General features: G+C 61.7%; 22 protein-coding genes. 13 read left to right on the top strand and 9 right to left on the bottom strand.

Annotation, left to right across the window (positions count from 1 at the left end):
* Positions 1-40 precede the first annotated feature (40 nt).
* The 5 genes from BUC24_RS08975 (at position 41) to BUC24_RS08995 (ending at position 3,842) form a co-directional block, all read left to right on the top strand.
* Positions 41-460 (top strand): hemerythrin domain-containing protein, encoded by a 420-nt coding sequence (locus BUC24_RS08975; RefSeq protein WP_073213956.1) that lies wholly within the window; start codon positions 41-43, stop codon positions 458-460.
* A gap of 69 nt (positions 461-529) precedes the next feature.
* Positions 530-1,111 carry a DJ-1/PfpI family protein gene (locus tag BUC24_RS08980; protein WP_073213959.1) on the top strand — a complete coding sequence of 194 codons (582 nt, stop codon included), beginning with the start codon at positions 530-532 and terminating at the stop codon, positions 1,109-1,111.
* 126 nt (positions 1,112-1,237) lie between these two features.
* Positions 1,238-1,810, top strand: coding sequence for a thioesterase family protein (locus BUC24_RS08985; protein WP_073213963.1), 573 nt, complete (start codon positions 1,238-1,240; stop codon positions 1,808-1,810).
* A 91-nt stretch (positions 1,811-1,901) separates the two neighbouring features.
* Positions 1,902-2,279 carry a VOC family protein gene (locus BUC24_RS08990; protein WP_073213966.1) on the top strand — a complete coding sequence of 126 codons (378 nt, stop codon included), beginning with the start codon at positions 1,902-1,904 and terminating at the stop codon, positions 2,277-2,279.
* Between the two features lie 171 nt (positions 2,280-2,450).
* A complete protein-coding gene (locus tag BUC24_RS08995) occupies positions 2,451-3,842 on the top strand; it encodes a branched-chain amino acid transporter BcaP (protein ID WP_073213969.1) in 1,392 nt (463 codons plus the stop codon).
* 27 nt (positions 3,843-3,869) lie between these two features.
* Here BUC24_RS08995 and BUC24_RS09000 read toward each other — a convergent pair whose 3' ends face one another.
* From BUC24_RS09000 to BUC24_RS09025, 6 genes are all read right to left on the bottom strand, one after another.
* On the bottom strand, positions 3,870-5,378 hold the full coding sequence (locus tag BUC24_RS09000) for a discoidin domain-containing protein (RefSeq protein ID WP_073213972.1): 1,509 nt from the start codon (positions 5,376-5,378) through the stop codon (positions 3,870-3,872).
* A 177-nt stretch (positions 5,379-5,555) separates the two neighbouring features.
* The gene (locus BUC24_RS09005) at positions 5,556-7,649 is read right to left on the bottom strand and encodes a phospholipase C/P1 nuclease family protein (RefSeq protein WP_143167434.1); all 2,094 of its coding nucleotides are present in this window, start codon (positions 7,647-7,649) and stop codon (positions 5,556-5,558) included.
* 73 nt (positions 7,650-7,722) lie between these two features.
* Complete coding sequence (locus BUC24_RS09010) at positions 7,723-8,670, bottom strand: hypothetical protein (protein ID WP_073213977.1); 948 nt, start codon at positions 8,668-8,670, stop codon at positions 7,723-7,725.
* 388 nt (positions 8,671-9,058) lie between these two features.
* Positions 9,059-9,910: an endonuclease/exonuclease/phosphatase family protein gene (locus BUC24_RS09015; protein WP_073213981.1), complete on the bottom strand. Its 852-nt coding sequence runs from the start codon at positions 9,908-9,910 to the stop codon at positions 9,059-9,061.
* 219 nt (positions 9,911-10,129) lie between these two features.
* Entirely contained in the window at positions 10,130-11,443 is a 1,314-nt protein-coding gene (locus tag BUC24_RS09020; protein ID WP_073213984.1) for a GGDEF domain-containing protein, read from the bottom strand.
* A 96-nt stretch (positions 11,444-11,539) separates the two neighbouring features.
* Entirely contained in the window at positions 11,540-11,854 is a 315-nt protein-coding gene (locus tag BUC24_RS09025) for a hypothetical protein (protein ID WP_073213987.1), read from the bottom strand.
* A gap of 346 nt (positions 11,855-12,200) precedes the next feature.
* Between BUC24_RS09025 and BUC24_RS09030 the strand changes: the two genes are divergently transcribed.
* A complete protein-coding gene (locus tag BUC24_RS09030; RefSeq protein ID WP_178372506.1) occupies positions 12,201-13,835 on the top strand; it encodes a hypothetical protein in 1,635 nt (544 codons plus the stop codon).
* Between the two features lie 90 nt (positions 13,836-13,925).
* Here BUC24_RS09030 and BUC24_RS09035 read toward each other — a convergent pair whose 3' ends face one another.
* Positions 13,926-15,158 (bottom strand): hypothetical protein, encoded by a 1,233-nt coding sequence (locus BUC24_RS09035; RefSeq protein WP_143167435.1) that lies wholly within the window; start codon positions 15,156-15,158, stop codon positions 13,926-13,928.
* 191 nt (positions 15,159-15,349) lie between these two features.
* Between BUC24_RS09035 and BUC24_RS09040 the strand changes: the two genes are divergently transcribed.
* The 5 genes from BUC24_RS09040 to BUC24_RS09060 all read left to right on the top strand — a co-directional run bounded on the left by BUC24_RS09040 (position 15,350) and on the right by BUC24_RS09060 (position 19,990).
* A complete protein-coding gene (locus tag BUC24_RS09040; protein ID WP_073213995.1) occupies positions 15,350-15,847 on the top strand; it encodes a hypothetical protein in 498 nt (165 codons plus the stop codon).
* A 41-nt stretch (positions 15,848-15,888) separates the two neighbouring features.
* Positions 15,889-16,680, top strand: coding sequence for a substrate-binding periplasmic protein (locus tag BUC24_RS09045; RefSeq protein ID WP_083598789.1), 792 nt, complete (start codon positions 15,889-15,891; stop codon positions 16,678-16,680).
* A 73-nt stretch (positions 16,681-16,753) separates the two neighbouring features.
* On the top strand, positions 16,754-17,776 hold the full coding sequence (locus tag BUC24_RS09050; RefSeq protein ID WP_073213999.1) for a diguanylate cyclase domain-containing protein: 1,023 nt from the start codon (positions 16,754-16,756) through the stop codon (positions 17,774-17,776).
* A 63-nt stretch (positions 17,777-17,839) separates the two neighbouring features.
* Positions 17,840-19,135, top strand: coding sequence for a Xaa-Pro dipeptidase (locus BUC24_RS09055; RefSeq protein ID WP_073214002.1), 1,296 nt, complete (start codon positions 17,840-17,842; stop codon positions 19,133-19,135).
* A gap of 42 nt (positions 19,136-19,177) precedes the next feature.
* On the top strand, positions 19,178-19,990 hold the full coding sequence (locus BUC24_RS09060; protein ID WP_073214004.1) for a ferritin-like domain-containing protein: 813 nt from the start codon (positions 19,178-19,180) through the stop codon (positions 19,988-19,990).
* On the opposite strand, the gene BUC24_RS09065 is transcribed toward BUC24_RS09060, so the two are convergent.
* A complete protein-coding gene (locus tag BUC24_RS09065; protein ID WP_073214007.1) occupies positions 19,991-20,662 on the bottom strand; it encodes a glutathione S-transferase family protein in 672 nt (223 codons plus the stop codon).
* Positions 20,663-20,922: 260 nt separating this feature from the next.
* Here BUC24_RS09065 and BUC24_RS09070 point away from each other — a divergent pair, with 260 nt between their 5' ends.
* The gene (locus BUC24_RS09070) at positions 20,923-21,954 is read left to right on the top strand and encodes an AI-2E family transporter (RefSeq protein WP_229448112.1); all 1,032 of its coding nucleotides are present in this window, start codon (positions 20,923-20,925) and stop codon (positions 21,952-21,954) included.
* Between the two features lie 7 nt (positions 21,955-21,961).
* Here BUC24_RS09070 and BUC24_RS09075 read toward each other — a convergent pair whose 3' ends face one another.
* Positions 21,962-24,688, bottom strand: a complete 2,727-nt coding sequence (locus tag BUC24_RS09075; protein ID WP_073214012.1) for a TonB-dependent receptor — start codon at positions 24,686-24,688, stop codon at positions 21,962-21,964.
* 139 nt (positions 24,689-24,827) lie between these two features.
* Between BUC24_RS09075 and BUC24_RS09080 the strand changes: the two genes are divergently transcribed.
* Positions 24,828-25,256, top strand: a complete 429-nt coding sequence (locus tag BUC24_RS09080) for an acyl-CoA thioesterase (protein WP_218606486.1) — start codon at positions 24,828-24,830, stop codon at positions 25,254-25,256.
* Positions 25,257-25,671 lie beyond the last annotated feature (415 nt).

Here is a 25,671-nt window from a genome sequence, read left to right on the forward strand (position 1 = left end):
CTGGCAGGGGGACAATGGTGACCTGTGCAATGGAGGAACCATGGAGACGATATTCGACCTGCTGGCCAGCGATCATGCCGTGCATGGGGCGCTGTTTCAGCGCGTGTGTACGCGCGTGCGGCAAGCGGACTGGGAGGGCGCGGCGCGCACTTTGCGCGGACTCGGGCGCGCCCTGGTGCGCCATTTGCGGCGCGAGGAAGCGGCGGTGCTGCGCCACTTGCACGATGGTGGCCGCGCCAGTATGCCGGTCGCGCAGCTGCGGGTCGAACAGCGCCTCGTGCAGGGTGTGCTGGCGCGCATGGCGCATAGCCTGCAATCTAACGACCGCAGCGCTTTCCTGAAACATGCTGGCACGTTGCGCTTGCTGCTTCAGTTCCACAATCAGAAACAGTCAACCTTGTATGCGCCATGTTACGCCCGCGCTGCAGCACCGGCAGCAGCGCTGCGTGGGTCTATGTAATACTGGACGCCGCAGCAGCGGCACGCGCTCGGCGTGTCTTGGCACACTATTTTTCGCGAGGAATTAGACATGGGCGCAAAGAAAATTCTGTTTCTGACGGGTGATTTCGCTGAAGATTACGAAACCATGGTGCCGTTCCAGGCACTGCAAATGGTGGGACATACGGTGCATGCAGTCTGTCCCGGCAAGCAGGCCGGCGACAAGATCAAAACCGCGATCCATGATTTCGAAGGCGACCAGACTTATACCGAAAAGCCGGGTCACCTGTTCGCTCTGAACGCCAGTTTCGACCAGGCCGACGCAGCTCAGTACGATGCGCTGATGATCGCCGGTGGCCGCGCGCCCGAGTACTTGCGTTTGAATGAACGCGTGATCGCGCTGGTCCGTGCGTTTGCGCAGGCCAACAAGCCAATTGCTGCCGTGTGCCATGGCGCCCAGCTGCTGGCCGCGGCCGACGTGATCCGCGGCAAGCGCATCTCGGCCTATCCCGCCTGTTCACCCGAAGTGCGGCTGGCAGGCGGCGAATATGCCCAGATCGAAGTCGACCAGGCCGTCACCGATGGCAATTTTGTGACGGCGCCCGCGTGGCCTGCGCACCCGCAATGGCTGGCGCAATTCCTGGCCGTTCTGGGGACCGAGATCAAGCTGTAAGCAACAGCTGATTACCGATCCATTACAAATTCGCACGGTCATTCTATTTTCCTCTGCTGCTGCCGGCTTGCCCCGTTACACTGGGTGCAAGGCCCGGCGGCGGGCCCGCACACAGGAGTAGAGGCAATGAATTTGTGGTTTCGCTTGATCTGGATGCTGCTGACGGTGCGCTGGCGCAGCAAAGTGAGCATTTTTGAATCAGCTGCGCTGACAATGACGGTGATGCCCACCGATCTGGACTTCAATGGCCATGTGAATAACGGGCGCTATCTGACGCTGGCCGATGTGGCACGCATGGATTACATCGTGCGCTCGGGCACGGCGCGCGTGGCGCTGGCCCTGCGCGCGCGGCCCATCGTGGGCGATGCCGTGGCCAAATTCCGGCGCGATCTAAAACTCTTCCAGCGGTTTAAGGTCGAATCACGTTCGCTGGGCTGGAATGCGCGCTGGAGTTTTCTGGAGCATCGTTTTATGCGGGAAGGGCGCGTGCTCGGCGTGGTCGTGATCCGCGGCATGCTGGTCAACAAGGATGGGCCGATTGCACCGCCTGATCTGGCGCGCCATCTGGGCGTGGAGCGCGAATCGCCAGCCGTGCCACCCTGGGTGCTGCAGTGGAGCGACAGCTGCGACATGCTGAGCGACCAGTTGCGCCACGAAGAAGCCGAAGCCATGAAAGCACGGCTTGCCGCCCATAATTAAGGCGGCGCCCAGCGGCGTGTGCCAGCGAACGGAGCCGAAAGTCCACCGGGGCTAGACTGGCTGGCACCATCCATCCGCCCGGGAGACAAACATGCTCAACGATAGTGAAGTGGTCGCCATGATCGCCGTGACCGACATTCATCGCGCCGCCACTTTTTATGAAACCACGCTTGGCTTGCGGCGCGAGACCACCGAAGGCGCCGAAGTCATCACCTACCGCAGCGGCGCCACGCGCCTGAATATCTACCGCTCGGAGTTTGCCGGCACCAACAAAGCCACTGCCGTGTTGTGGAACGTCGGCAAGGAGATTGGCAAGGTCGCGGCCGCGCTGGCCGCCAAGGGCGTGCGCTTCGAACACTACGATATGCCGGGCATGACTGTCACGGATGGCATGTACAGCAACGACAACATGAAGGTCGCCTGGTTTAAGGATCCAGACGGCAACATTTTGAGTATCGTCGGCGTTTAAGCACGCATCGTCCGCTTACTCTGTTCACCTGTATAAAGTTTCATTTGATACAATATGCCCCACTGCGGAGACGCATAGCAAAGGGGCTTCGGCTCTTTCTCACCTCCTTCACCGGAGGTGTTTTTTTTCCGTGCCTTGTGGGGCGCGCCACCGACCAAGCGGAGACACATCTTGAGCCTGTTTCGTACAAAAAATATAGATCACATGCTGGCAAACGCGCGCGGCGACAGCGCCTTGCGCAAAGTCCTGGGGCCGTTCGACCTGGTGTTGATGGGTATCGGCGCCATCGTCGGCACCGGCATTTTTGTGTTGACCGGTACCGGCGCCGTCACTGCCGGCCCGGCCTTGACCTTGTCCTTCGTCATCGCTGCCATCGCTTGCGGCTTCGCCGCCCTGTGCTACGCCGAATTCGCTTCTGCCGTGCCGGTGGCCGGCTCGATTTATACCTATAGCTACGCCACCATGGGGGAGCTGGTGGCCTGGATGATCGGCTGGGATTTGCTGCTCGAATATGGCTTGGCCACCTCGGCCGTGTCGGTGGGCTGGTCTGGCTATTTCCAGTCGCTGATCAGCGGCTTCGGATTGAAGCTGCCAGTCGTGCTCAGCGCCGCGCCGGGCGCCATTCCCGGCGTTGAAACCTGGATCAATCTGCCCGCGCTACTGATCATGCTGGTGCTCACGGCCATGCTGTCGTGGGGTGTGCGCGAGTCGGCCCGCCTGAACGGCATCATGGTCGTCATCAAAATTGCCGTCGTGCTTCTGTTTATTGCGGTCGGCATGGGGCACGTCAAGCCGGCCAACTGGACGCCATTCATGCCGTTTGGTATGAACGGCGTGATGAGCGCGGCAGCGCTGGTGTTTTTTGCCTTTATCGGCTTTGACGCCGTGACCTCGGCTGCGGAAGAGGTCAAGCGGCCCGAGCGTGACTTGCCGATCGGGATCATCGGCTCGCTGGCGGTTTGCACCATTCTGTATGTGCTGGTGGCCGGCATCATGACCGGGATTGTACCGTTTGCCCAGTTTGCCGGGGTCGATCATCCGGTCTCGCTGGCCCTGCAAGTGGCGAAAGAAAACTGGGTGGCCGGCTTCGTTGACCTGGGCGCCATTCTGGGCATGATGACGGTGATCCTGGTCATGGCTTACGGCCAGACGCGCGTGATCTTCGCCATGTCGCGCGATGGCCTGCTGCCAAAACGCCTGTCGCACGTCAATCCGCGTTTCGGCACGCCATTCTTTGCCACCTGGGTGGTGGGCATTGTGTTCGGCCTGATCGCCGCCGTGGTGCCGCTCAATGTGCTGGCCGAACTGATCAACATCGGTACGCTGGCCGCGTTCTGCCTGGTGTCGGTCGCGGTGGTGGTGCTGCGCAGAACGCGTCCTGAATTGCCGCGCGCCTTCCGCTGCCCGTGGGTGCCGGTGGTGCCGGCCCTGGCGGTGGTGTTCTGCGTGATCCTGATGACCTTCCTGAGCAAGACGACCTGGATTGCATTTGGCATCTGGCTGGCGCTGGGTCTGGCCGTGTACTTCGGCTATTCGCGCAGCCGCTCGCTGCTGCACCGTTAAAGCGCCCCGGACGGGGGCGCTTGTCCCTTACTGGCCCCAGACTTCCAGCTCCGCGTAACTGTTCCACAGATTCGCGGAGTTGCCGTGTCCGACGATGCGGATATAGCGCACATCGCCTTCCTTGAAATCAAACCGCTGCAGCCCGTCCACGCCGGGCGCGCTGCGCTTGCCTGTCAACAACGGCGTCCAACTGCCGGGCGTGGCTGCGCCCAGCACGTCGAACAACGCGCTGCGCTTGCTGCCGCCACTAAAGAACGCAATCCGCAGCTGGCCTACCTTGCGTGGCGCGCCCAGATCGATGGTGAGCGATTGCGGATTGCCATAGCCCGACCAGCGGCTGGCCAAATTGCCATCGACCAGGTTAGCGACCACATTCAAACCGTCCACCGGGGCGCTGGTGCGGATGGCGGCCGGATCGATGCGCAGCTTGCGCGCCTGCGAACACTGCACTTCAGGATACACAGGGCGCCCGGCCAGCAGGATGCGTGCGTTTAGCGCACCGTTTCCGTAGAGCTGGGTATTCTGGCCCACCTGATGGCTTTCCAGGCGTTTCTGCAAGCCGGCATCGAAGCGGCCCAGCTTGACGAAACCATCGTTGAACCAGCCACCGTTGCTGCCGCTGCCGTCCAGGTAGGCCGGGTAGGGCTTGGCGGCAGGCCAGACGATGCCGAAAGTTTTCACCAGGCCGGCCATGTCCGTGACCGTGTATTCCTGACACATCGACTGGGCTTCGACCATGGCAGCAATCACCGCATTGCCGTGCGAAACGTCCTGGCCAGGGCGCCCGCTCTGGGTCCAGTTTTCGTTCCACCACCAGGCACCGGGATTGAGCGGATGGGCCCGCATCTGGGAGCGCATCGATGCCTTGTAGTTCGGCATGCCGTGGTTGAAGTTGTTGAAAATGGTCCAATAACGGCTGTTGTCGGTGATGACGCCGAGGTCCATGCCAATGCGCGCCCAGTGCGAGGCCATGTGGATGTTCTGGCGGTAGATGTAACTGTTGGCGCCCCGCGTCTGCCACTTTTCCACGATATGCTTTTCGCTGAAGGCGAGAATCTGCTGGTACTGACTGCTATAGCGCGGATCGTTCAGGAGCTTCGGTGAGGTCTTGATGATGCGCAGCAGAGTCGTCACGTAGCGCCAGGCGAAGCTTTCAAACAGCGGGTATTCCTTGCCATCGTTGCCCAGACTTGGGTGACTGTGATTGGCCCACCCGAGGTAGCTGTCCTTAAACTGACTTTTCGGCAGCGCCGACGACGGGCGCGCGCCGGCAATCATGTTGTTCACGTACAGCAAAGCGCGGTCGAGGTAACGCGTATTGCCGGTCGCCTGGAACATGCTGGTGTTGGCGTCGATGGAATAGGCGAGGTTGTAGAACTGCCAGCTGTCGCCGGAGGTACTTTGGGGATGGGCCGTGTTGTATTCGACTGTGGCGGCGCTCTGAAAGCGCGCCTCCCAGTGCGCCACGGTGTTCAGATTTTGGGCGCCGGCGTGGCTGGATACGGCCAGAAGAGCGGCAATCGCGATTTTGTTCATGGAACTCCCTGATTGGTGTGAGCTCCGATTCTTGCACTCAAGTTCAGGGAATGGGGACCGTGGACCGGTCCGCCGGCAAGGGAATATTGAACCGGTATACCATCGGTAGAAAATCCGGACGGCCGTTGCGCTGACCGGCACCCAGGGCGCCGGTCATGGCCAATGGAGCTCGTGAACTTACTTGACGATCACCACGTGGGTGGCGACCGAAATATCGTGGCCTCGCAACATTGGAATGGCTTTGACGACACCGTTCTGGGTGTACACCGCCTTGTTTGCCACCGTGCTCAGGGTGATCGACCCGTCGGCGGAGGTCAGGGAGTTGCGCGGTGTCAGCGCCGGCGGGAACGACACTGCCAAATTCTTGTTCCATATCACCGGCACAACGCCACCTTGCGGAAGCTTTCCTTCGCCATCAACACGCTCTCCGCCATTGCTGGTGCGCCAGGCCGCACTGTAATTTTTGCCGGCATTGAGATACGTCGCCGCACTTGGCGAATCGCCGTTGATATTCCATTTCACCGCCACCGCGCGCCATGTGTTGTAGCTTCGGTCCGGAATCAGGCTGGGATCCAGAATGTAGCGGAACTCTTCAACCGTTGCTCCAGTGTATTCAACCAATCCCCATGTCGTACCCACCACGGTTTTGCCGTCGGGCGAAATGCCGAACGCTTCGTTGAATATTCCCCCTGCACCAACTGGCAAAGCCCGCACACCGCTCTTCGATGACCAGCGAAACGCAATTTGTTGCGTATTCGGTGCCCCGGAATAATAGCTATGGCCGACAATCACAATTTCCGGATCGTTTGCATAGCTGATGACCTTGCCGGCGACGGCAAAGTAATCGGATTGCGGGTCGCCGTCTTCGCCAATCTGACCGCGGAATGCCGCCACGATTTTGCTCGTGTTGGCTGGCGCTGTCGCGTTCATGGTAACGCTCGCGCCGGGGGCGAGATCCTGATATGCGCTGCCGTTAGGCAGAGGGGTGCGATTGCCGTTTGCATCCTCGGCGTAGATCGCGACAGTGCCCTTCATCGCCTGTGTACCTGCATTTTTGATCGTCCAGCTATTCGCCGTCGCTCCAGGCGCGATGTCGATTTTTCCTCTGAAAAAGTGATTGATCATCCCGGTCGAAAAAGCCGAAGCGCGCGGCATCAACACTTTGTAACCGGCTTTCCAAACCTCTGAATTTTCGATGAAAAATGTTGTTACGATTGGAAATTCGGTAAGCAAGGAGCGTGCGGCCAGGGGCAGTTCTTCCGATTGCAGGCCTGAGTAGCCATCCCATACCGTACCAGCGACGTAAATGGTGTTTCTATCACGCCATACGCCATCCGGGTAAACAACGGGTTTTCCGACAAACATTTCCTTCAAGTAGCGGTTAGCGCCACTCGGAAGTGGAAATCCAGAAGCCGGTTTAATGTTGTCATACCCTGCGTATTGGGTGCCGAACGACGTAAAATTATTGGACGTAAATTCGGCCATGCCAACGTACATAGGCACGGTTCCTGGTGATTGCCAGAAATGTCGCGCTGTCGGAAGCACGACCGGCTTCGGATAAGCATAGTCGCGCAGGGCTAGCTCAACATCTGCTGAATGGTCGAGCGTGTACAGCTCGTACGATGCCCAGTCAGGGTAAGTGTTTAAAAAGGGCACTGGATGCAGGTGCTGATCATTGCGGGTATGCGCAGGTTGTCCCATGTCTTGTACATGGTGCACGACGTGGCCGATATTCTGGAAAACCAAATACATCGCCTTGTCGCGTTCAACTTTGCTGGCCGCAGTCAAGGACCGCAGCAGCGCCTGCTGCCCCTTCCTGTACGAAAATTCCTGAGGACATGGCAGACCGCAATTCAGTGTGCCGCCATGGGCGTCAGCCTGCAGGCCACGATCTTCGAGAATGAAATCGGGCGACGCATTACCCAGCTTTACACCAAGGATCGTAAGTGGTCTGCCCTGCAGATTATTTGCCTGCGGGTCGTAGAAGTGGTTCAGGGCGCGGGTGTTGTAGATATCATCTTCGTTCGTCGCACCAAATGCGATCACATCCCGGGTGGATTCGGCGGGAGCCAGAGGCGTGCCACGGTTATAGGTGGCGCTGGTCCATGGCATGAAGCCGAGGTCGCTCAAAACCGAGGGGTTGGTGGCCAGGACGGAGCGGTCCGCAGCGTGCAAGGTCAACTGCTTGTGGGTGCCGGTTTCATAGGCTGCAGCTGGGACGGCAAGCGTCAACAGCGCCACTTTCATGGCAAATCGCAAAATTTGGTTCATACGTGTCTCTGGTTCAGATCGAAACCTCGCCGCGATGCGACGAGTCTAAAATGGCTGCAATGCCGCTGTGCTGTCAGAATTCGTGAACCATCCACTGTTCGTCGACATACAGGAACGTCACCGGCCGCACGGTGATCTTGCTCTTGTAATTCATCCTCACCGACGCCAGCGCATAGCGTGGACGAAGTTCGAAGATCGCAAAGTCGGAAAGGGTGCCGGAGATGGTTCGGGCGGTTTCCCCCATTTCCCCGAAGGCGCGCGCATATTTCTCGTTTGAACCTGACGAGATATATCGCAGTGCGGTGGCCTTGTCGCCCGCATCGAGCGCCGTTAGCATGGCGTTCCAGGTGGCGGCGACGGTCGCGCCTTGATCCACACGGAAAACCCCGCCTGCATCGGCCACCAGCACCGCCTTCAAACGGTTGTTCACACTCACGCGCAGGTCGGTGCGGCCATCGCCGTTCGTGTCTTTCAGCTCCGCGCTGGTCCCCTCGGCACCGAGGTTGATGCCGATGGTGGCAACGCTGAGCTGTTGTATCAGGCGCAGGGCGCCCGTATCCGCGGCCATCGCCACCACGAAACTGGAAGCACTGCTGTTTTCCGCCTTGATCAGAAGGGCACCGGCGCCTGTGCCCAGTACGTCCCCATACACCACGCGGTGCGTGCCGGCTTGCCAGATGCCGCTGCCGGTGATATCCGCTCCCGGTTTGCTGACCAGGGTGAAGGTACCGCCAGCGCCCGAAAGTAAAACAAAGGTCGGACTTGGCGGCGTAATGGGCAAGGGTACTTGGGTGTCGTCGAGATTGAGCATCACGATCGCAGGGCGCGCCCTGACCAGAATATCGGCAATACCATCTTGATTGACGTCGCCGGACAGGACCTCATACCTGGTTCTGCTTACCGCATTGGCAAAGCTTGCCGCTTGTGCTGTTATGCCGATCTGACAGGCCAGCAAGGTGATACCCAGAAGGACGCCGGGGCGCCGTGCACCGGCCGCAAGGCGTTTGACCACTTTCTTCATGTTTGCTTTCGTTTCAATGCCGTCTGGCGGCAAGTGCTGCCGTAAAAAATGGTGCTTGCCGAGTGCGGAAATTGCCAATCGTGAATTGTTTTATGGCAATGATTCTAGCTATCATTTTGGCAAGTTGCAAGTTTATTTCTTTGATCACATAACTTGTATTATTGCCTGCCAGCTGTCTGCAACTGCTTGGGACACGGGGCCGGATGTCGGGCCTCGCGCCAGTCATCGGCCTTGACGGGGGAACAGGAATGCGTCGCGACCACGGGCAGCGACGTGGACCACAGGGAGGGTGATTGGGGATGCTTCAGGCGCCGGGCGTCACGCAGATCCGGTTGCGTCCGCCCTGCTTGGCCTGGTACAGCATGGCGTCGGGGCGCAGGGGCGCGCGTCAGCTGGCGTTACCGAGCTCGATCAGCACTGGTTGATGATCCGAGCCCGTGTGCAGCGGGAGCACGCGCATGCTGTGAATGTGACTTTGCAATTGCGGCGTAGCAAAAATATAGTCGTAGGTGAATGGCACGGTATCAACGGCATGCACGCACACCGTGGCCGGTGTCGGCTGCCCGGGATAGCGCAAATTCCACGCGTCGCAATAAGGCGGCACCGCGTCGCCAAAAGGCGCGGTCAGGCGCCGGTATTCCGGTTCGTGCGGCTGAAAATTGCAGTCGCCGGCGAGCAGGGCCAGCCTGGCCGCAGCAGGCGCACTGAAAGGACCGTCGGACAAGCGCGGCGACTGGGCCGGTGCAGGGCGCAAAGCACTGTCGTGATGCAGCTCACGCAAGCGTTCGACCTGCGCGCTGCGCTGGCTCGCGGAGAAATATTCTAGATGCGTGGTACTGACCCGCAGCACGCCGATTGGCGTGTCCAGCACCGCTTCGATCACGCCGCGCTGCATGCTATCAACCTCGGGGTCGGGCGGCCATGGCAGGGTGTGGCGGGCAATCTGCAGCAGGGGAAAGCGCGAGAAGAGCATATTGCCGAATTGCTGTCGCGGGTGACGATCAGCATGCCTGTCGGTGACGATGCCATCGACGCCGGTAAAGCCAGGGAGCAAATCGCGCAGCTGGGCGAACTGGTCGACGCCCTCCAAGCCGGGCAAGTCGTGATAGCCGCAGGAAACCTCTTGCAGGCACAGCACGTCGAACTCACTTGCCTCGCGTAACTGCGCCAGCGCGCGCGCGGCATCGCACTGGCCGTCGAGGCCGCGGCCGCGCTGCATGTTCCATGAAATGATTCGCATGCCTTCCTCACGAAAAAACGTCAGGTTGTTAGCATACGGCGCCTGTTTGGGCCGTGCATGCGCGCCATCTAAGTGCGCGCGGCGTGTGCGCTTGCCAACTGTGCTAGGCAAGCGTGGCGAACGCCGATGCAAGTTTGCCCAACCGTAGCACGTGAGCGATTGCCCCTAGGTGTGGAGAAGGTCGTCACCGGCACTGCGCTGGTGGTGGAACAATCCGCTTCAGGCGCCGGGCGCCGCGCAGATCCGGTTGCGCCCGCCCTGCTTGGCCTCGTACAGCATGGCGTCGGCGCGCAGGAACAATTCGTTCTCGCTCTTGTGCTCAGGATAGGCGGCCACGCCGCCGCTGAAGGAAAAGTGGCGCAGTTCGCCGTTGCCAATGTCGAAGGCAATGGCGCCAAAGGCGGTGCGCATGGCATCGAGCCGCTGGCGCCCTTGTTCCAGCGTGCAGTCCCAGAACACCAGGACAAACTCCTCGCCGCCAAAGCGGCTGAGCAAATCGCGTTCGCCCACATGGGGCGACAGGCAAAGCGACAGGCGTTTGATGACGATGTCCCCGAAGTAGTGACCCCAGGTGTCGTTGATGGTCTTGAATTTGTCGATATCGATCACGCCAAAGGCCAGAGGGCGGTTTTCCTGGCTCGCCTGACGGATCAGGTCCTGGGCTTTTTTCTGCAGGCCGATCTTGTTCAGCAGCCCGGTCGCGCGGTCTTTGCCGATCAGGTCTTTATTGACGCGGATCTTGTCGGCCCGATTGATCAGCTGCTCGCCCAGCACGTGAGGATCGGTCATGGGCAAGATGGCATCGAAGCCGCTGGCCAGGGCGCGCCGCGTGAGCGCCGTGTCCGGCGCGTGCTGGAGCAGGGCGATCTCGCGCACAGGATCGGCTTCAATGTTCTTTTTGAGGACACGCACAACCGCTTCGGTGCGCTCGTATTCAAGGTCGGTGATGACCACGATATCGGGCTGCAATTCCTTCACGCGCACGTGCAAGGTCTGGGGATCGGCGTGATAGATCAGTTCGACGCGTCGCGCCAGCAAGGCCGCCGCATCCAGACCGACGGGCTCGCCAAGATAGATCAGGCGCACCAGATCGCCGCGCCGTTTCTGCACGAACAGGGTGAACAGTTTGTCGACCAGCACGTCGTTGGCAATCGGCTTTTCGGCATAGGCCAGGCAATTGCTGTCGACCAGGCGCTGTTGCAAGAGGAAGCGGCCACCCTGGCGCACGGATTGTAAATAGACATAGCTGTGGGTGGCGGGCAAGCGCGCCAGCAATTCGCTCAGCATCAAGGTCTTGCGGCTATCCTGCATATCGGACTGCATGTTATGCAGTGCGTCAAGATCGATCACGAACAGGGAATTGCCCTGGTCGTTTTGCACCGCATTGGCAAAGGCGTGGATCTCGTTGAAAAAGACGATGTCGAAATCGTACTTATGTGCGCACAGGAGCAGCTCGGCCTCGTTGTCCTTGACGAAAAACGTCTGGGACAACATCAGCACATGATTTTTGTACAGTGGCGCGTCGCTGGTCATGTCTCCTCGGCTTTCGTGGCGCTGGCTGATTGCTGCGTTCCCTAACGATACACGTTATTGCAAAACGCGGGTGCACTTCGGTGCGGCCCGATGCTTTCAGGTGCCGGCAAGGGGCGAACCGAACAGGCCGACAGCCAGCTCGGCCCAAATCAGCAGAAGGCTGAGCGCAAGCAGCCCGCCAAGCAAGTAGCGCTGGCGCCGCTGCCGTACCGAGCGCAGCAGCGCAACGTAGAGCAGGCCGGTGGCACCCAGCAAGACGGCCGCCACCGCGAAATCGAACAGTGTCCAGTGAATTGCGTCAGTCAGTTGCATGCCGATGAGTGGCAACAGCAAGACCGTAAGCGTGCCCAAGGCGACCAGGGCGATGCTGCTTCCAAGCGAGAGCGGCGCTTGTGATGGTTTGTTGTTCATTACATTCTCCTTCTTGATGAATAAGTCGCCAGCGTAACGAGGTCGTGTGAAGGCAAGATGCGTTTGGCGTGAAGTGCGGTATGTACATCTTTATAAGATCTTGATTCGATGGCGTTAACAATAAGTTACGCTTCCGGTTCGGCGTCCGTTCTGAGCAACACAGGCCTTCCCTATGAGCAAGCCCCAGATTCGCCATTTACCAACAGTTGACGTGAATCAATTCTTTGCCATCATGTCGTTCTGGATTTACAATCACTAGCTATAACTTGGGAATTAGCAACAATCCTGAGGAAAAGACTAACATCTGCCGGTTCGGCGCTATATTCGACACAGGAAGCCAATGAAAATGCCTCAGAAATTTTTCGGACGTGTGACGCGCGTCGCCGCGCTGCTGATGATGGGACTGGTCAGCACCAGCCTGGTACATGCCCAAGTGCAACAGGGAAGTGCTGCTGCAGCGTCGGCATCGGCCGTCACGGGGCGTACGGCAACTGTGGTCAATGTCGCCCAGAGTGGCAAAAGCGTGGGCGTTTTGCGCAAAGTAAATGGCGTCAACTGGATCGAATTTGACACCTCCGGCGTGGCCGTCTTCAAATACGATGAAGTCAAACGAGATGATTCCTCGGTCCACCTGATCGACAATTCGCGCGGCATTACGCTGCAGGTCGATGTGCGTGCGCGCAAGGTAACGTCGATTGATTCGGTCACCCGTCGCCGCGAAATCATGTACGACGTCCAGTCCGCATCCGCCACCCCGGTGCCGGTCGAAGCAATTGCGGCGTCCAAGGAATTCCGTCCCGTTGGCCCCTTGACCACGCGTGATCGCGCCACCGGTGTATCGAGCACCGTGGTGGTCGAAGAGAAGCCGAAATTCTGCTGGACCGACGCCTTGATGCGTCCAGCAGGCACGATTCCAGGCCGCGTGGCCGATTGCCCGGCTGGCTATTCGCTCAGCGGCGGCAGCTGCAAGCGCACCGCAGACAGCATTGCCGCGCCTTCGCGCGCAGCGGATTGCCCTGCCGGCTACACGAACAGTGGCAACGCCTGCGAGCGTGCAGCGGCGACCAAGCCAAACAGCAACAGTCGTCCTGCAGATTGCCCTGATGGCTATACCAATACCGCTGGCGAATGCTTCCGTCTGTCGGCACCAAAACCGCTCGACGCGAGCAGCATGACCTGCAAAGGCGGCGAAACCAAAATCGACAGCCGTTGCTTCCGCAGCTGCGAAGCCGGCTTCACCAGCAGTGGCGCCAACTGCGTGCGCGCAGCGAGCAGCCTGGGCGCCGACAATATGACGTGCAAGGCCGGTTACCAGAAAAATGCCAAGGGCCGCTGCATTGCAGAATGCGCAGCTGGTTATACCAACACGGGCGAAGCTTGCACCCGCGCTGCCGATGCGCTCAGCGTCGATGCCATGTTGTGCAAAGCCGGCGAAACCCGTAACGGTGGCCGTTGCTTCCCAGCCACCGGCAGCTGCGCCAAGGGCGAAGTTCTGCAAGGCGGCCTGTGCTACACCGCCTGCGCGGCAGGGTACGAAGGCGTGGGCACCGCTTGCATCGCAGCAGCGCCAAAAACCTGGGCCCAGTGTGGCATGGGCGCCGCCAAGGATCTGCCGGCCTGCGCTGCCATGGCCTTCGATCCGGTCGGCGCTGTCAAACAACTGGCGCTGGTGGTGGGCTTGACGGGCGGCTCCGGCATTCCGCAAGCGGCCCGTCTGGCTGCCATGCAAAAAAAATACAAGGAACTCAACGACGCCTACGCCAAGGCCAAAGAGCAGCCGGCACTGAAAAAAGCCCGTGCCGACTGGGAGCAAGCCAACAGCGGCAAGGACACCCTGCTGGCCGTCGACAAAATGAGCAGCGCGACCACGGAAGAAGATATGGTGCGCCACGCAGCGCAAATGATCGCCATCGTTGACCTGGTTGGTCCGATTGACCAGGGATCGTATCCGAAGTGCGCGGCCTTGTTTCCGGTGAAATAAGCAGGCTTGGCGCGCGCAGCAATTGCGCGCTGCAGTAAAACGGCAGGGGCACAACGGCGACGTTGTGCCCCTGTTTTTTTTGCCCGCGCCTTACAGGTTGCTAAGCGGGTCGCGCCGCTTTTTGGCGATATATGCGTCGTACGTGTGCTGTGCCATCGGGTCGGGCTTGGGCGCGGCCGAAGGCTTTGGCTGGCCCGGCTGGTCGGGCTTGAGTACCACCAGCCACTCCGATGCCGAGTTGCCGGTCTTGCGCACGGCAGTCTGGTTCGCGCTGTCGGCGTCGGCCTGTTCCACAGGGACTGCGGTGGCCTTGGGCGCGCTGGCCATCATGCGCTCGCCAGGGGGCTCGGCCGTGATGCGGGCAGGCTTGGCCGGCGCAGGTGGGGCGCTGCTGGCCGGCGTCTGGGCCAGCGCGGGGCGTGCACGCGCCGGCATCGCGGCGACGACGGGCACACGAGCTGGTTTGGGCACATGCGCCACGAGCGGTGTCACCCGTGCGGCCGGGCGCAGGGCGTCCGCATGCCGCACTGGTGGCGCGCTCTTGCTCACCAACGCCAGCTTGTTCTGGGCGCGCCGTGCCGGTATTGCCGCGAGCGCGCGTGGCGCCGCTGGTACGACGGACGGTTTGCCAGGTACACGCGCGGACTTAATGGGCGCCAGGGCCGTGGTCCTGGCTGGCGCGCGCAAGGCCAGCGCAGGCCGCACGGCGGGCGCCGCAGACGCTGGGCGCGCGACGTTTGCCGTGATCGCATGCGGCGCCGGGGCAGGGCGCGCGGCCGTGCGGCTTTGCCGGTCGGGAGCGTGCGCCGCCACTGCCTTGGCCGCTGTCTGGGACGCAGGCTTGACTGGCGGGCGCGCCGTTGGTGCAGCAGGCCTTGGCGGCGTGGCCGATCGGGTTCCCAGGGCCACCACCTTGGCAGCAGTTGGCCGGGCCGGAACGCTGGCCGCTGCCGGGGGCACTGGTCTGGCCGGCGTGACCTGGCGCGGCGCCTGCATGACGGGGGCATTGACGGGCAGGGGCGCGGGCGCGGGGGTGTCCAATGGCGGCACTACTTCGGCCGCAAGGGGCGCCACGGCGTCGTCCACCTCATGGGACGGCGCGTCGTCGAACGGGCGTGGCGCGGGCGCCTCGTCAGGACAGGTACGGCGCTGCATGATCTCGCCACGGCGGTTGACGCGCTGCTCGACACGGCAGCCATCTTCCCAGAATACCTCGCTCGGCATGCGCTCGTAGCGGCGCGCGGGGCGGCCATCGCGCCAGTCCTGGGCCTGGGCGGCAAACGGGCTGGTCAGAAAGGCCAGCGGCAGGATCAATAATCTCATTCGGCGCATGATGATTCCTCCACGTCAGGCTGCCTATCGTACGCCCGCCATGCACCATGAAACGTCCCGTTCCTGTATCACACGTAAGCAATGGTTTCTGGGCTGCGGCTTTGGCACCAATGCAAAATATGCCAAAAGCAATCATTGGCAGGAAGTACAATGGTGAACTTCTTCTCTTATGGACAACGTTCATGACCGACCAGGTTTTCAAGCCGCGCGTCGCGCCCCGCAACCTGGCCGATCTGCTGGTCACGGCCGGCGTCGGCCTGGTGCAAGTGCTGGTGCTGATCGGACTGCCCGGCGCGCTGGCGTACGCGGTCAGCGGCAATCCGTTTATCGCGCTGCTTTGCATGACCGGCGCGAATGTGGTGTTTGCCCTGTTCTCGGTGTCCAAGGTTGTGTGCCGCGCAGATGGCCTGCACTTTTCCCGCGTGCTGGGCACGCCCAAGCGCATTGCCTGGGATGCCATCGTCGGGGTGGCCGAAGCGCCGCGCCGCGAATTGCTGGTGCGCGGCTGGTTATGGCCCATCTTTCCGCCGCGCGAGCTGACCACTTCGCTCACCTCGATCGGACATGTCCGCATCGATTACGGCAGCCGTTCGGTGTATTTTCCGCCATGCGACAGCGCCGCCTTCCTGGCCGCGATCGCGGCGCATCGGGCAGCCGTCAAGCCCGCCGGGACGCTGTAAACATTCCGCTATCGGGCTGGCGTCCGCCGTATAATTGACGCATGGATAGCGATCGAGTTGCACCGAACGCGGCCCGGCGCGCGCTGGTACTTGGCGCTCTGGCTGGGGCCGTTCTGCCTGCGCCTGCCGCAGCGCGCGAGCTGCTGGTGGTGGGCGCCCATTTTGCCCGCGTCTACGAACGCGCCGATGGCAATTTCAGCGGCATGGGTCCGGAGATCCTGCGGGCCATTGCCGGCACCCTGGGTCAACCACTGCATTTCGATCTGCTGCCCTGGGCGCGAGCCCAATCCATGGTGGCCAAAGGCCAGGCCGATTTGCTGGTGGGACCCTACAAATCCCCCGAGCGGCTTGGCTTGTTTGCCTTCTCGGAGCGCGCCTTCTACCTCGATGAAATGGTGTTTTATGCGCGTGTGGGCGAGGGCCTGGCCTGGAACGGCAGCTTTGCTGCGCTGCGCAATCTGCGCATTGTGTGCATTAACGGCTGGGCGTATGGGCCGGCTTTCGACGCAGCACGCGCCAATCTGCATGTGAGCGTGACCAACACGGTTGAGGCCGGTCTGGCCATGCTGGCCCGGGGCCGGGTCGATCTGTTTGCCACCAATCGCCGCAACACCGAAGGGGTGGTCCCCCTGCTTGAACTGGAGGACAAGGTGGCGCCGCTGGACCCCATTCTTGCCACCCAGCGCGGCTATTTTGCGTTTCCCAAGCTGCCCGAGTACGATGCGGCGCTGGGCCGCTTCAACCGCGCCTTCAACGCCTATGCCGACAGCGGTGAACTGCAGAAGCTGGGGCGCCGGCTGCGCGTCCAGGTTGGTCCGGATGCCGCCAACTAGTCCACGCGGGACAGCGCTTAACAATTACAATTTCTCGGCGTAATTTTATGCTTGTGTATTTATTTCAGGAGACATGCCGGTGAGCGTAAAAGCCATTTCAGGCGCAGTGACGGTGCGGGTGCTGGTGGTGGACGACCAGACCATCGTGGTGGAAAAGCTCAAGCAGTTGCTGGCCGGGGCCGAGGGCGTCACGGTCTCGGTGGAGACCGATGGCAGCAATGCGGTGGAAGCGGCCCTGGCATTTCGGCCGACAGTGATCTTGCAGGACTTGATCATGCCGCAGGTGACGGGCCTGGAACTGATTGCCGAATTCCGCAAGCACGATGTATTGCGTGACGTGCCGATCGTGATTCTATCGTCGATGAATACGCCACAGCACAAGGAAAAAAGCTTTGAAATGGGGGCCGACGATTACCTCGTCAAGCTGCCCGACCGGATCGAACTGCTGGCGCGGCTGCGCTACCACTCGGCGTCGTTTGCCAAGGGACTGGAACGCGACGAAGCCTTTGAACTGCTGCGCGTGAGTCAGAAAAACCTTGCCATTGCCAATGTCGAGCTGCAGATTCTCAGTGGTCAGGACGGCCTGACCGGCCTGGCCAACCGGCGCCGTTTCGACGAGTCGCTCAAGAAGGAATGGCAGCGCGGCTGCCGCAACGGCACCCCGCTGTCGCTGCTGATGTGCGATATCGATCATTTCAAAAAATTCAATGACAGCTTCGGTCACGTGGAGGGCGATCTGTGCCTGAAACGCGTTGCTGCGGTATTGATCGAATCACTCAAGCGGCCGGGCGATCTGGCCGCACGCTATGGGGGCGAAGAGTTTGCACTGCTCCTGCCCGACACCGATCTGGAGGGCGCGCGCATCGTGGCCGATCAGTGCTTGCGCCATCTGGCCTATATCGCCATCCCCGCGCCGAGCATGGGCGAGGATGGCGCGGTGGTGACCCTGTCCATGGGCGTGGCCAGCGTGGTGCCCGAGGAGGGCGGCTCGAAAGATGATTTGATCCGCCGGGCTGACCGAGCCCTGTACGATGCCAAACATGCTGGGCGCAACCGTGTGGCTTGCGCGCCGGTGCCCGATAAAACGGCGCACTAGCACCGCCGCTGGCGGCCGAATCCCACTACAATGGGTCTCTCATTTCGCTACCCGGAGACGCCATTGAACACTGCCAAGCTGTCATTACGCGGCGCTGCCGCGCTGCCTGTCCTGCTGCTGGCCTGCGCCGGCGCCACCGCCGCCGCCCCGGCGCCCGTCGCGGTCACCGCCATCAAGGCTGCGCACATGCTCGACGTGCGCAGCGGCGCATTGATCAACGATGCCGTGGTGCTGGTGAGCGGCGAGCGGATCACCGCCGCAGGCAGCAAGCTGGCCATCCCGCCTGGCGCCAATGTAATCGACCTGGGGGCCAAAACGCTGCTGCCAGGCCTGATCGACGCCCATACCCACCTGACCGGCAACCCGGAAGACGCTGGCTATTCGAGCGTGCGCATTTCCGTGCCGCGCGCCGCGCTCACGGGTGCCAAGAATGCGCGCCTCACGCTGCAAGCCGGTTTTACCACTGTGCGCGATGTGGGCAGCGAAGGCTATGCCGACATCGGCCTGCGCGACGCCATCAACGATGGCGATGTACCGGGGCCGCGCATTGCCGCTTCCGGACCGGCGCTGGGCATCACGGGCGGCCACTGCGACGACACCATGCACGCGCCGCAGTACAACGCCATTGCCACCGGGGTGGCCGATGGCGTTGAGGAAGTGACCAAGCGCACGCGCCAGATCATCAAGTACGGGGCCGACGTCATCAAGATTTGCGCCACTGGCGGCGTGCTGTCCATGGGCGACGATCCGCGCGCCTCGCAATATTCGCCACAGGAGCTCAAGGCCATCGTCACCGAGGCGCACCGGCTGGGGCGCAAGGTGGCCGCGCATGCCCACGGCGGCGACGGCATCCGCCTGGCCGTGCTGGCCGGCGTGGACTCGATCGAACATGGTTCCTACATCGATGACGAGGGCATCAAGCTGCTCAAGGAGCACAATACCTGGCTGGTGCCAACGCTGTATCTGGGCGACTGGCTGATCGATAACGCCGAAGCCATCAAGCTGCCCAAGCCCTTGCTTGAGAAGGCCAAGGTGGTGTTGCCGGCCGCGCGCGTCAATATCGGCAAGGCGATCAAGGCGGGCGTGCCAATTGCGTTTGGCACCGATGCCGCGGTCTACCCGCATGGTTTGAATGGCCGCGAGTTCGCCGTGCTGGTCAAGCTGGGCATGACGCCGATCCAGGCGATTCGCAGCGCTACCGTCAATGCCAGCCAGTTGCTGGGCTGGAGCGACAAGGTGGGCGCAATCGAGGTGGGCAAATTCGCCGACCTGATCGCCGTCGATGGCGAACCTCTCAAGGACGTCACCACACTGGAGCGCGTGCAGTGGGTCATGAAGGGCGGGGCCGTGGTGCGCTAGGCGCACGGTATACTGGCGCATTTTTTTCGACTGGATCCGATCATGGCGCCACACCCTGAATTGCGCGCGCAAGCGCTGCGCTGCCTGCTCGAGCCCGATCCGGCGCGCAAAATGGCCAGTATCGGCGCCATGGCGGCCGCCTTCGAGTCCGGCGGCTGGGACATCGCGTCCGAGGCGCTGCTGGTCGCCGATGGTCCGATTCCCGGCCGGCCAGCGCAGCCGGTGCTGGTGCCGCCGCGCCTGGTGGGGCGGCGCTCGATGGCCACGCCCGAAGGCCGCGCGATGCTGATCCACTCGCTGGCGCATATCGAATTCAATGCCGTCAATCTGGCGCTTGACGCGCTCTGGCGGTTTTCGGCCATGCCGGCGCAGTACTACACGGACTGGCTGCGCGTGGCACGGGAAGAAGCCAGTCATTACACCTTGCTGGCAGCCCATCTGCACACCCTGGGGCACCAGTACGGCGACTTCACGGCGCACGACAGCCTGTGGGAAATGGTGGAACGTACAACTGACGATATCGTCGCGCGCATGGCACTGGTGCCGCGCACGCTCGAAGCGCGCGGGCTCGATGCGATTCCCCCGCTGCGCGCCAAGCTGGCGCAGGCTGGGGACCTGGCAGCGGCCGCGATTCTGGACATCATCCTGCGCGACGAAGTGGGCCACGTCCAGATTGGCAATCACTGGTATCTGTACTTGTGTCAGGCGCGCGGGCTCGATCCGGTGCCCACCTACGATGTGCTGGCCGCGCGTTACAGGGCGCCCGTGCTGAAGGGACCATTCAATCTTGATGCACGCCGCGCGGCCGGATTCAGTGAGATGGAACTGGCTGCGCTGGCGGACTGGCCGCGGTGATTACGGCGCGGCCAGCAGCGGTGCCGGGGTCGCGCTGATACCTTCGGCCTCGGCACCTTCGCGTTCGGCCATGCAGGCACGCTGGAAGGCGGGGCGCAGTTTAAGGCGGGCCAGGTAATCGCTGACCGAAGGCGGGAAGGCGGGCGCCATGCCCAGATACTCGGCCAGCAGCAGCGCATAGCCGACCGAAATATCGGCCATCGTAAAACGGCCGGCGCACATGGTCGGCTGGTTGGCCAATAGTGGCTCAAGGGTCTTCAGGCGGCCCAGAAACCAGCGCCGGTAATCTTCAGCTGCCTGCGGCAAGCGGCGCTCCGGCGGCTCGAAACGCTCGTAGCGCAACACGATTGTTTGCGGGAAGGTGAGGGTGGCCTCTCCAAAGTGCAGCCAGTTCAGGAACATGCCGAAGTCGGCTTCGTCCGGCCCGGGTACCAGATCCGAGGGACCGTACTTCACGCCCAGGTAGTGGCAGATGGCCGCCGATTCTGTCATGCGCAGATCGCCGTCGAACAAGGTGGGTACGGTGCCCAGCGGGTTGATACCCAGGTAGGCGCGGTCCACCGCGCGCGGCGGGAACGCGAGCACCTTGAGCTGATACGGCAAGCCCAGCTCTTCCAACGCCCACAATGGCCGGAACGAGCGGGCGGCGACGCAGTGGTAAAGCACAATCATCCGGGGACCTGGTTGGTGACAAACCCGCATTTTGGCAGATTGGCGCACCTGCCCGGACAAACTTGCAAAACGAGGTGTGACCCCGGCTTTTCTGCATAGAATAGGATTTAGCTGATCACTGGGGTAGGATACTTCTGTTTTTTGGAAGTAAAGCTTCATTAATTACATGTTTTATATCTGAAACATGAAAGCTACACTACGCCCCAGTCCTGTCGGTACAGCCGGCTGGCGCACACCTACTTACTGGGGAATAACAACACATGGCAACTGACCAGCCCGGATTCATGATCAAAAAACTTGGTGCGAGCGAGATCGCATCGTATTTGTTTGTCGCAGCGCTGCTGCTGCTGGTGCTGGTCAAGGGCTTGCTGGGCGCGCTGTTCGCCGGCTTGCTGGTGTATTCACTGGTGCACCTGATGGCGCCGCGCATCGGCCGCCGCTTCAGCGACGAACGCTCGCGCATGATCGCCGCCGGCGCCATTGGCCTGGTCATCATTGCCACGCTGGGCCTTGCGGCCTGGGGCGTGTCGACCCTGCTGCACGGTGACGCCAGCAGCATGAGCCACATGTTCCAGAAAATGGCTGACATTATCGACGGTGCGCGCGGCCAGGTACCGCCCTGGCTGAGCGAGCGCTTGCCGCTCGACGCTGACGCCGTGCGCGAAATGCTCACTGGCTGGCTGCGTGAACACGCCTCCGACGCACGCGCGATCGGCGCCGAAGCCGGCATGGCGATTACCCGCATTCTGCTTGGCCTGATTATCGGTGTGATGGTGGCGCTGCACGATACGCTGGCGCCGCATACGCACCGCCCGTTTGCCGCGGCCTTGCTCGAACGCGCCCGTCATCTGGCGCATGCATTTCGCAGCATTGTGTTTGCTCAGGTCTGGATCTCGGGGATCAATACCATCCTGACGGCCGTGTTCATTTTTGTCGTGCTGCCGATGGCCGGCATCAAGCTGCCGTTTTCCAAGACCCTGGTGGCGATCACCTTTGTGGCCGGGCTGCTGCCAGTGATCGGCAATCTGATTTCCAATTCGGTGCTGGTGGTGCTGGCGCTGTCGCATTCGCTCGATGTGGCGCTTGCCTCGCTGGCCTTCATGATCGTGCTGCACAAGCTGGAATACTTCCTGAACGCCCGCATCATCGGCGCGCATATCAATGCCCGCTCGTGGGAGCTGCTCATTGCGATGCTGGTCGGTGAGGCGGTGTTCGGCCTGGTGGGCGTGGTCGCGGCGCCGGTCTTCTATGCCTACGTCAAGGAAGAACTGCGCGCGCGCCAGTTGATTTGATTGCCGCTTACTTGAAGGCGTAATTCAGGCTGGCGTAAAAGCGCCGGCCGCGTACATCGGCGTAGGTCGGGTCGTAGCCGGACAGGAAGTAGTAAGCCTGGTTCGAGTACGGCGGGGCCTTGTCGAACAGGTTCTGTACGCCGGCACGCAGCTTCAGGCCTTTCGTGACCGAATACGCCATCGACGCATCCCACAAGGAGTAAGCCTTGACCCGGTTTGCTTCCACCACGGTACCGCTATCAACGTTGATGGCCGAGTTCTGGTCATCGTATGACGAAGAGAAGGTGTTCGACACGCTGGCCGCCCAGTCGCCCTGTTCCCAGTCCATGGTCACGGTGTGGCGCCAGCGCTGCACCACGCTGTCGGTGACGAACTTGCCCAGATTGCTGATGTAGGCGTCGCCAGGGCTGGTCTGAATTTTCGAGTCCAGCACATAGGTGCCGTTCAGGCGCGCGCCAAAGCGGCCAAAGGCGGTATCAATGCGGTGCAGGTCGATCACCAGATCGAAGCCGCTCGCCACCTGCGCGCCGCGGTTTTCCTTGTGCAGCTCGATGTAGTCGATCAAGTCGTCTTCGTCGCGATGGACCAGGTTACCGTATTTGGCCAGGTTGCCGAGGATGATGTCGTCGCCGATTTCGCTGATCAACTCGGTGCGCTTGATGTGCCAGTAATCGAGGCTGGCGTTCCAGTGCTTCGATGGTTCGATCACGATGCCGGCGGAGTACTGCTGGCTGCGTTCCGGCTTCAGGTTGACATTGCTGTAGCGGCGCGTATCCCAGTTGTCGGCGCAATCGGAATAGTTGTTGTCGACGGTGGCGCAATACACCGGGTCGGGCAGGGTGGCGGTGGAGCTGTACACGGTTGGGCGGTACAGGTCCGACATCGACGGCGCGCGGAAGCCCTTGCCAGCCGACGCACGCAGCATCAGCGATTTGTTCGGGGTCCAGGCCAGGCCTACTTTCGGGCTCAAGGCGCCGCCAACCTGCTGGTAATGGTCGTAGCGCGCGGAGAGCTGGCCTTGCCACTCTTTGCTGAAGGGTGCCAGCAGCTCGCCGAACACAGCCTGCACCTTGCGGCTGTCGCTGGTGGCTTTGCCGCCTTCCGGTGCGGCGTCGTTGTTGATGTTGTCGCTCATGAGCAGCTCGGACGGCGTGAACGAAGTACGTTCGCGCCGTATTTCGCCGCCAAACGCGACACCCAGATCGCCGCCGCCCAGCGCCATCAGCGAGCGTGTAGCCTTGAAGTCAATCGAATCCATGGTGCCGCGCGCGCGGCGCACCACATCGTTGACTTGAATGCTGTTGAGCAGACTGACGCCAGCTGCGCCTGACGGGCCGAATGGATTGATCAAGCCGCTGGCAATGCCTTCCAGTAGCTCGTTGTAGAGCACATAGCCATGCGTGTCCTTGTCCTTGACGGTGTTGACGCTGTGGTTGTAGCCAACGTCGTAGTCCCAGCCACCCGCAGTGCCGTTGACGCCGACGACGAAGCGCTGGCTTTCACTGGTCAGTTCGCTGGTGCGCCTTCCGGCTTCGTTCAAACGCATACGCAATTCGACCTCGCCCGGGATGTCATCATCGAGTTCGTCCAGACCGGTATCGGCCAGCGCCGGAATTTTGCGGTAGTCGATATAGCCAGTCACGCGCGCAGCCGACCCGACGTAATTGGTGCGCGAGCGGCTCAGCGCCACTTCGGCATACGCCTGTGCATTCTCGCCCAGTTTGAGCACGCCACGGGTCAGCAGGTTTTGCTTGTTCGACTCGGGATACAGTTCGGTGTCGCCCATGTAGTCATAGGTGCAGGCGTCAACCCCGCCGGTACCTTCCGGCAGATACAGATTGGCGGGCGGCGCGCAGTTTGGAATCGACAGGTTGATGGTCCGGTTGGTGATCGGCTGGCCGTTCAGCAGGAAGCCGTTTTCCTGCAAGTGGTCGCGCTGGGCCGACGTCAGGCGGATATTGGCGGGGCTGGTAAAGCCCGACAGCAGGTGGCCGAGGCGCTGCGGAATTTTCAGCTCGCCGATAAAGCTGCGCTGGTTGGTCGACAAGCGGTCGGTGTGCTGCACGTCCGCCACCGCAAACACATTAAAGCCGTCTTTTTCGAGTTCTCCTGTGCCCAGGCTCAGCGTGACGGCGCGCTTGCCGGCGCCGCCTTCCTTCGTTTTCAGACCGTAGGCATTGATCTCGGCGCCGCGAAAATCCTTGCGGGTGATGAAGTTGATGACGCCGCCAATCGCGTCTGTTCCGTACAAGGCAGAAGCCCCATCGAGCAGCACTTCCACGCGCGCCAGGGCGGCTGCCGGGATGTTGTTCAGGTCAACGCCGGTATCGTCGCCTGGCGAGGCAAAGTTGGCCATGCGCCGGCCATTGAGCAGCACCAGCGTGGACGAGGTGCCGATGCCGCGCAGGTTGGCGCTGTTGAAGCCGCGCTGGTCGCCGCCCACATTGATGCTGGCGCCGTCGGTCAGGCCGCCGCTGTTGGCCGAGATGCGCGACATCAGTTCGGCCGCGGTGGTGACGCCTGCCTTGTCAATCTGGTCGCGCGTGATCACCTGGACTGGCAACGGCGTTTCGGACTCGATCTGCTTGATGGCGGAGCCGGTGATCTCGACCCGGGCCATGGGCGCCTCGGCCGTCTGCGCCCAGGCGCCGGCATGGGCGGCGAGGGCGGCCGCGAGGGCGATGTGCTTGAGGGTGAGATTGGGCGTGCGATGCTTCCGGTGATGCTTGATCATGGGTGGCGGCTCCGAGGGTCTGAGGGAATTATATTTTTCGTCAATGTTGCACTTTACTCATGAGTATGTCAAAACTCAATTTCATTCTGTTGCATTCGCGCTGATACACTAGCGGCCAATGACAGCGCGAGGAGCGAACTTGACCTGGGATTATCCGCATCCGTTTTTACTGACACTCGTGCCGAAGGCCGAGGATATCGACGGTCTCAATCACACCAACAACGCGGTTTATGTGCAGTGGTGCGAGCAGATTGGCTGGGCGCATTCGCAGCAGCTGGGGTTGGGCATTGAGGATTACCGCCGTCTCGACCGTGCGATGGCGATCCGGCGCGGCGAGTATGACTATCTACTGCCGACGTTTGCAGGCGAGCAGCTGACACTGGCCACCTGGCTGGTGGGCGGCGACGGCAAGCTGGTGATGGAACGGCGTTTTCAGCTGGTCAGGCAGAGCGATCAGGCTACTGTGCTGCGTGGGCGGTGGGATCTGGTGTGTATTGAAATGAGTACCGGGCGGGCACGCAGGATGCCGCCGGAGTTCCTGGCCGCGTACCAGACAACGGCTAAATAAGCATCGCCCTCGCGCAGGCGGGGGCCTATACCGCGTGTCCGGAGTCGGAAACATGGTATGGGCCCCCGCCTCCGCGAGGGCGATGTAGGTGTATGCGGGGCCTGGCTCCCGGCAAAGCAACCGTCGCCCTCGCGAAGGCGGGGGCGATGTAGGTGTATGCGGGGCCTGGCTCTCGGCAAAGCAACCGTCGCCCTCGCGAAGGCGGGGGCGATGTAGGGGTATGCGGGGCCTGGCTCTCGGCAAAGCAACCGTGGACCTCGCGAAGGCGGGGGCGATGTAGGTGTATGCGGGGCCTGGCTCCCGGCAAAGCAACCGTCGCCCTCGCGCAGGCGGGGGCGATGTAGGGGTATGCGGGGCCTGGCTCTCGGCAAAGCAACCGTCGCCCTCGCGCAGGCGGGGGCCTATACCGCGTGTC

The sequence above is a fragment of the Massilia sp. CF038 genome (assembly GCF_900129765.1).
GTDB lineage: Bacteria > Pseudomonadota > Gammaproteobacteria > Burkholderiales > Burkholderiaceae_D > Telluria_A.

Bases quoted from the DNA above. Each gene is read 5' to 3' on its own strand.
- BUC24_RS09030 (WP_178372506.1), top strand. From the start codon at position 12,201: ATGCCTCAGAAATTTTTCGGACGTGTGACGCGCGTCGCCGCGCTGCTG.
- BUC24_RS09065 (WP_073214007.1), bottom strand. From the start codon at position 20,662: ATGATTGTGCTTTACCACTGCGTCGCCGCCCGCTCGTTCCGGCCATTG.
- BUC24_RS08990 (WP_073213966.1), top strand. From the start codon at position 1,902: ATGCTCAACGATAGTGAAGTGGTCGCCATGATCGCCGTGACCGACATT.
- BUC24_RS09045 (WP_083598789.1), top strand. From the start codon at position 15,889: ATGGATAGCGATCGAGTTGCACCGAACGCGGCCCGGCGCGCGCTGGTA.
- BUC24_RS09025 (WP_073213987.1), bottom strand. From the start codon at position 11,854: ATGAACAACAAACCATCACAAGCGCCGCTCTCGCTTGGAAGCAGCATC.
- BUC24_RS09075 (WP_073214012.1), bottom strand. From the start codon at position 24,688: ATGATCAAGCATCACCGGAAGCATCGCACGCCCAATCTCACCCTCAAG.
- BUC24_RS08985 (WP_073213963.1), top strand. From the start codon at position 1,238: ATGAATTTGTGGTTTCGCTTGATCTGGATGCTGCTGACGGTGCGCTGG.
- BUC24_RS09035 (WP_143167435.1), bottom strand. From the start codon at position 15,158: ATGAGATTATTGATCCTGCCGCTGGCCTTTCTGACCAGCCCGTTTGCC.
- BUC24_RS09005 (WP_143167434.1), bottom strand. From the start codon at position 7,649: ATGAACCAAATTTTGCGATTTGCCATGAAAGTGGCGCTGTTGACGCTT.
- BUC24_RS09000 (WP_073213972.1), bottom strand. From the start codon at position 5,378: ATGAACAAAATCGCGATTGCCGCTCTTCTGGCCGTATCCAGCCACGCC.
- BUC24_RS08975 (WP_073213956.1), top strand. From the start codon at position 41: ATGGAGACGATATTCGACCTGCTGGCCAGCGATCATGCCGTGCATGGG.
- BUC24_RS09060 (WP_073214004.1), top strand. From the start codon at position 19,178: ATGGCGCCACACCCTGAATTGCGCGCGCAAGCGCTGCGCTGCCTGCTC.
- BUC24_RS09070 (WP_229448112.1), top strand. From the start codon at position 20,923: ATGGCAACTGACCAGCCCGGATTCATGATCAAAAAACTTGGTGCGAGC.
- BUC24_RS09050 (WP_073213999.1), top strand. From the start codon at position 16,754: ATGCCGGTGAGCGTAAAAGCCATTTCAGGCGCAGTGACGGTGCGGGTG.
- BUC24_RS09040 (WP_073213995.1), top strand. From the start codon at position 15,350: ATGACCGACCAGGTTTTCAAGCCGCGCGTCGCGCCCCGCAACCTGGCC.
- BUC24_RS09020 (WP_073213984.1), bottom strand. From the start codon at position 11,443: ATGACCAGCGACGCGCCACTGTACAAAAATCATGTGCTGATGTTGTCC.
- BUC24_RS09015 (WP_073213981.1), bottom strand. From the start codon at position 9,910: ATGCGAATCATTTCATGGAACATGCAGCGCGGCCGCGGCCTCGACGGC.
- BUC24_RS09010 (WP_073213977.1), bottom strand. From the start codon at position 8,670: ATGAAGAAAGTGGTCAAACGCCTTGCGGCCGGTGCACGGCGCCCCGGC.
- BUC24_RS08980 (WP_073213959.1), top strand. From the start codon at position 530: ATGGGCGCAAAGAAAATTCTGTTTCTGACGGGTGATTTCGCTGAAGAT.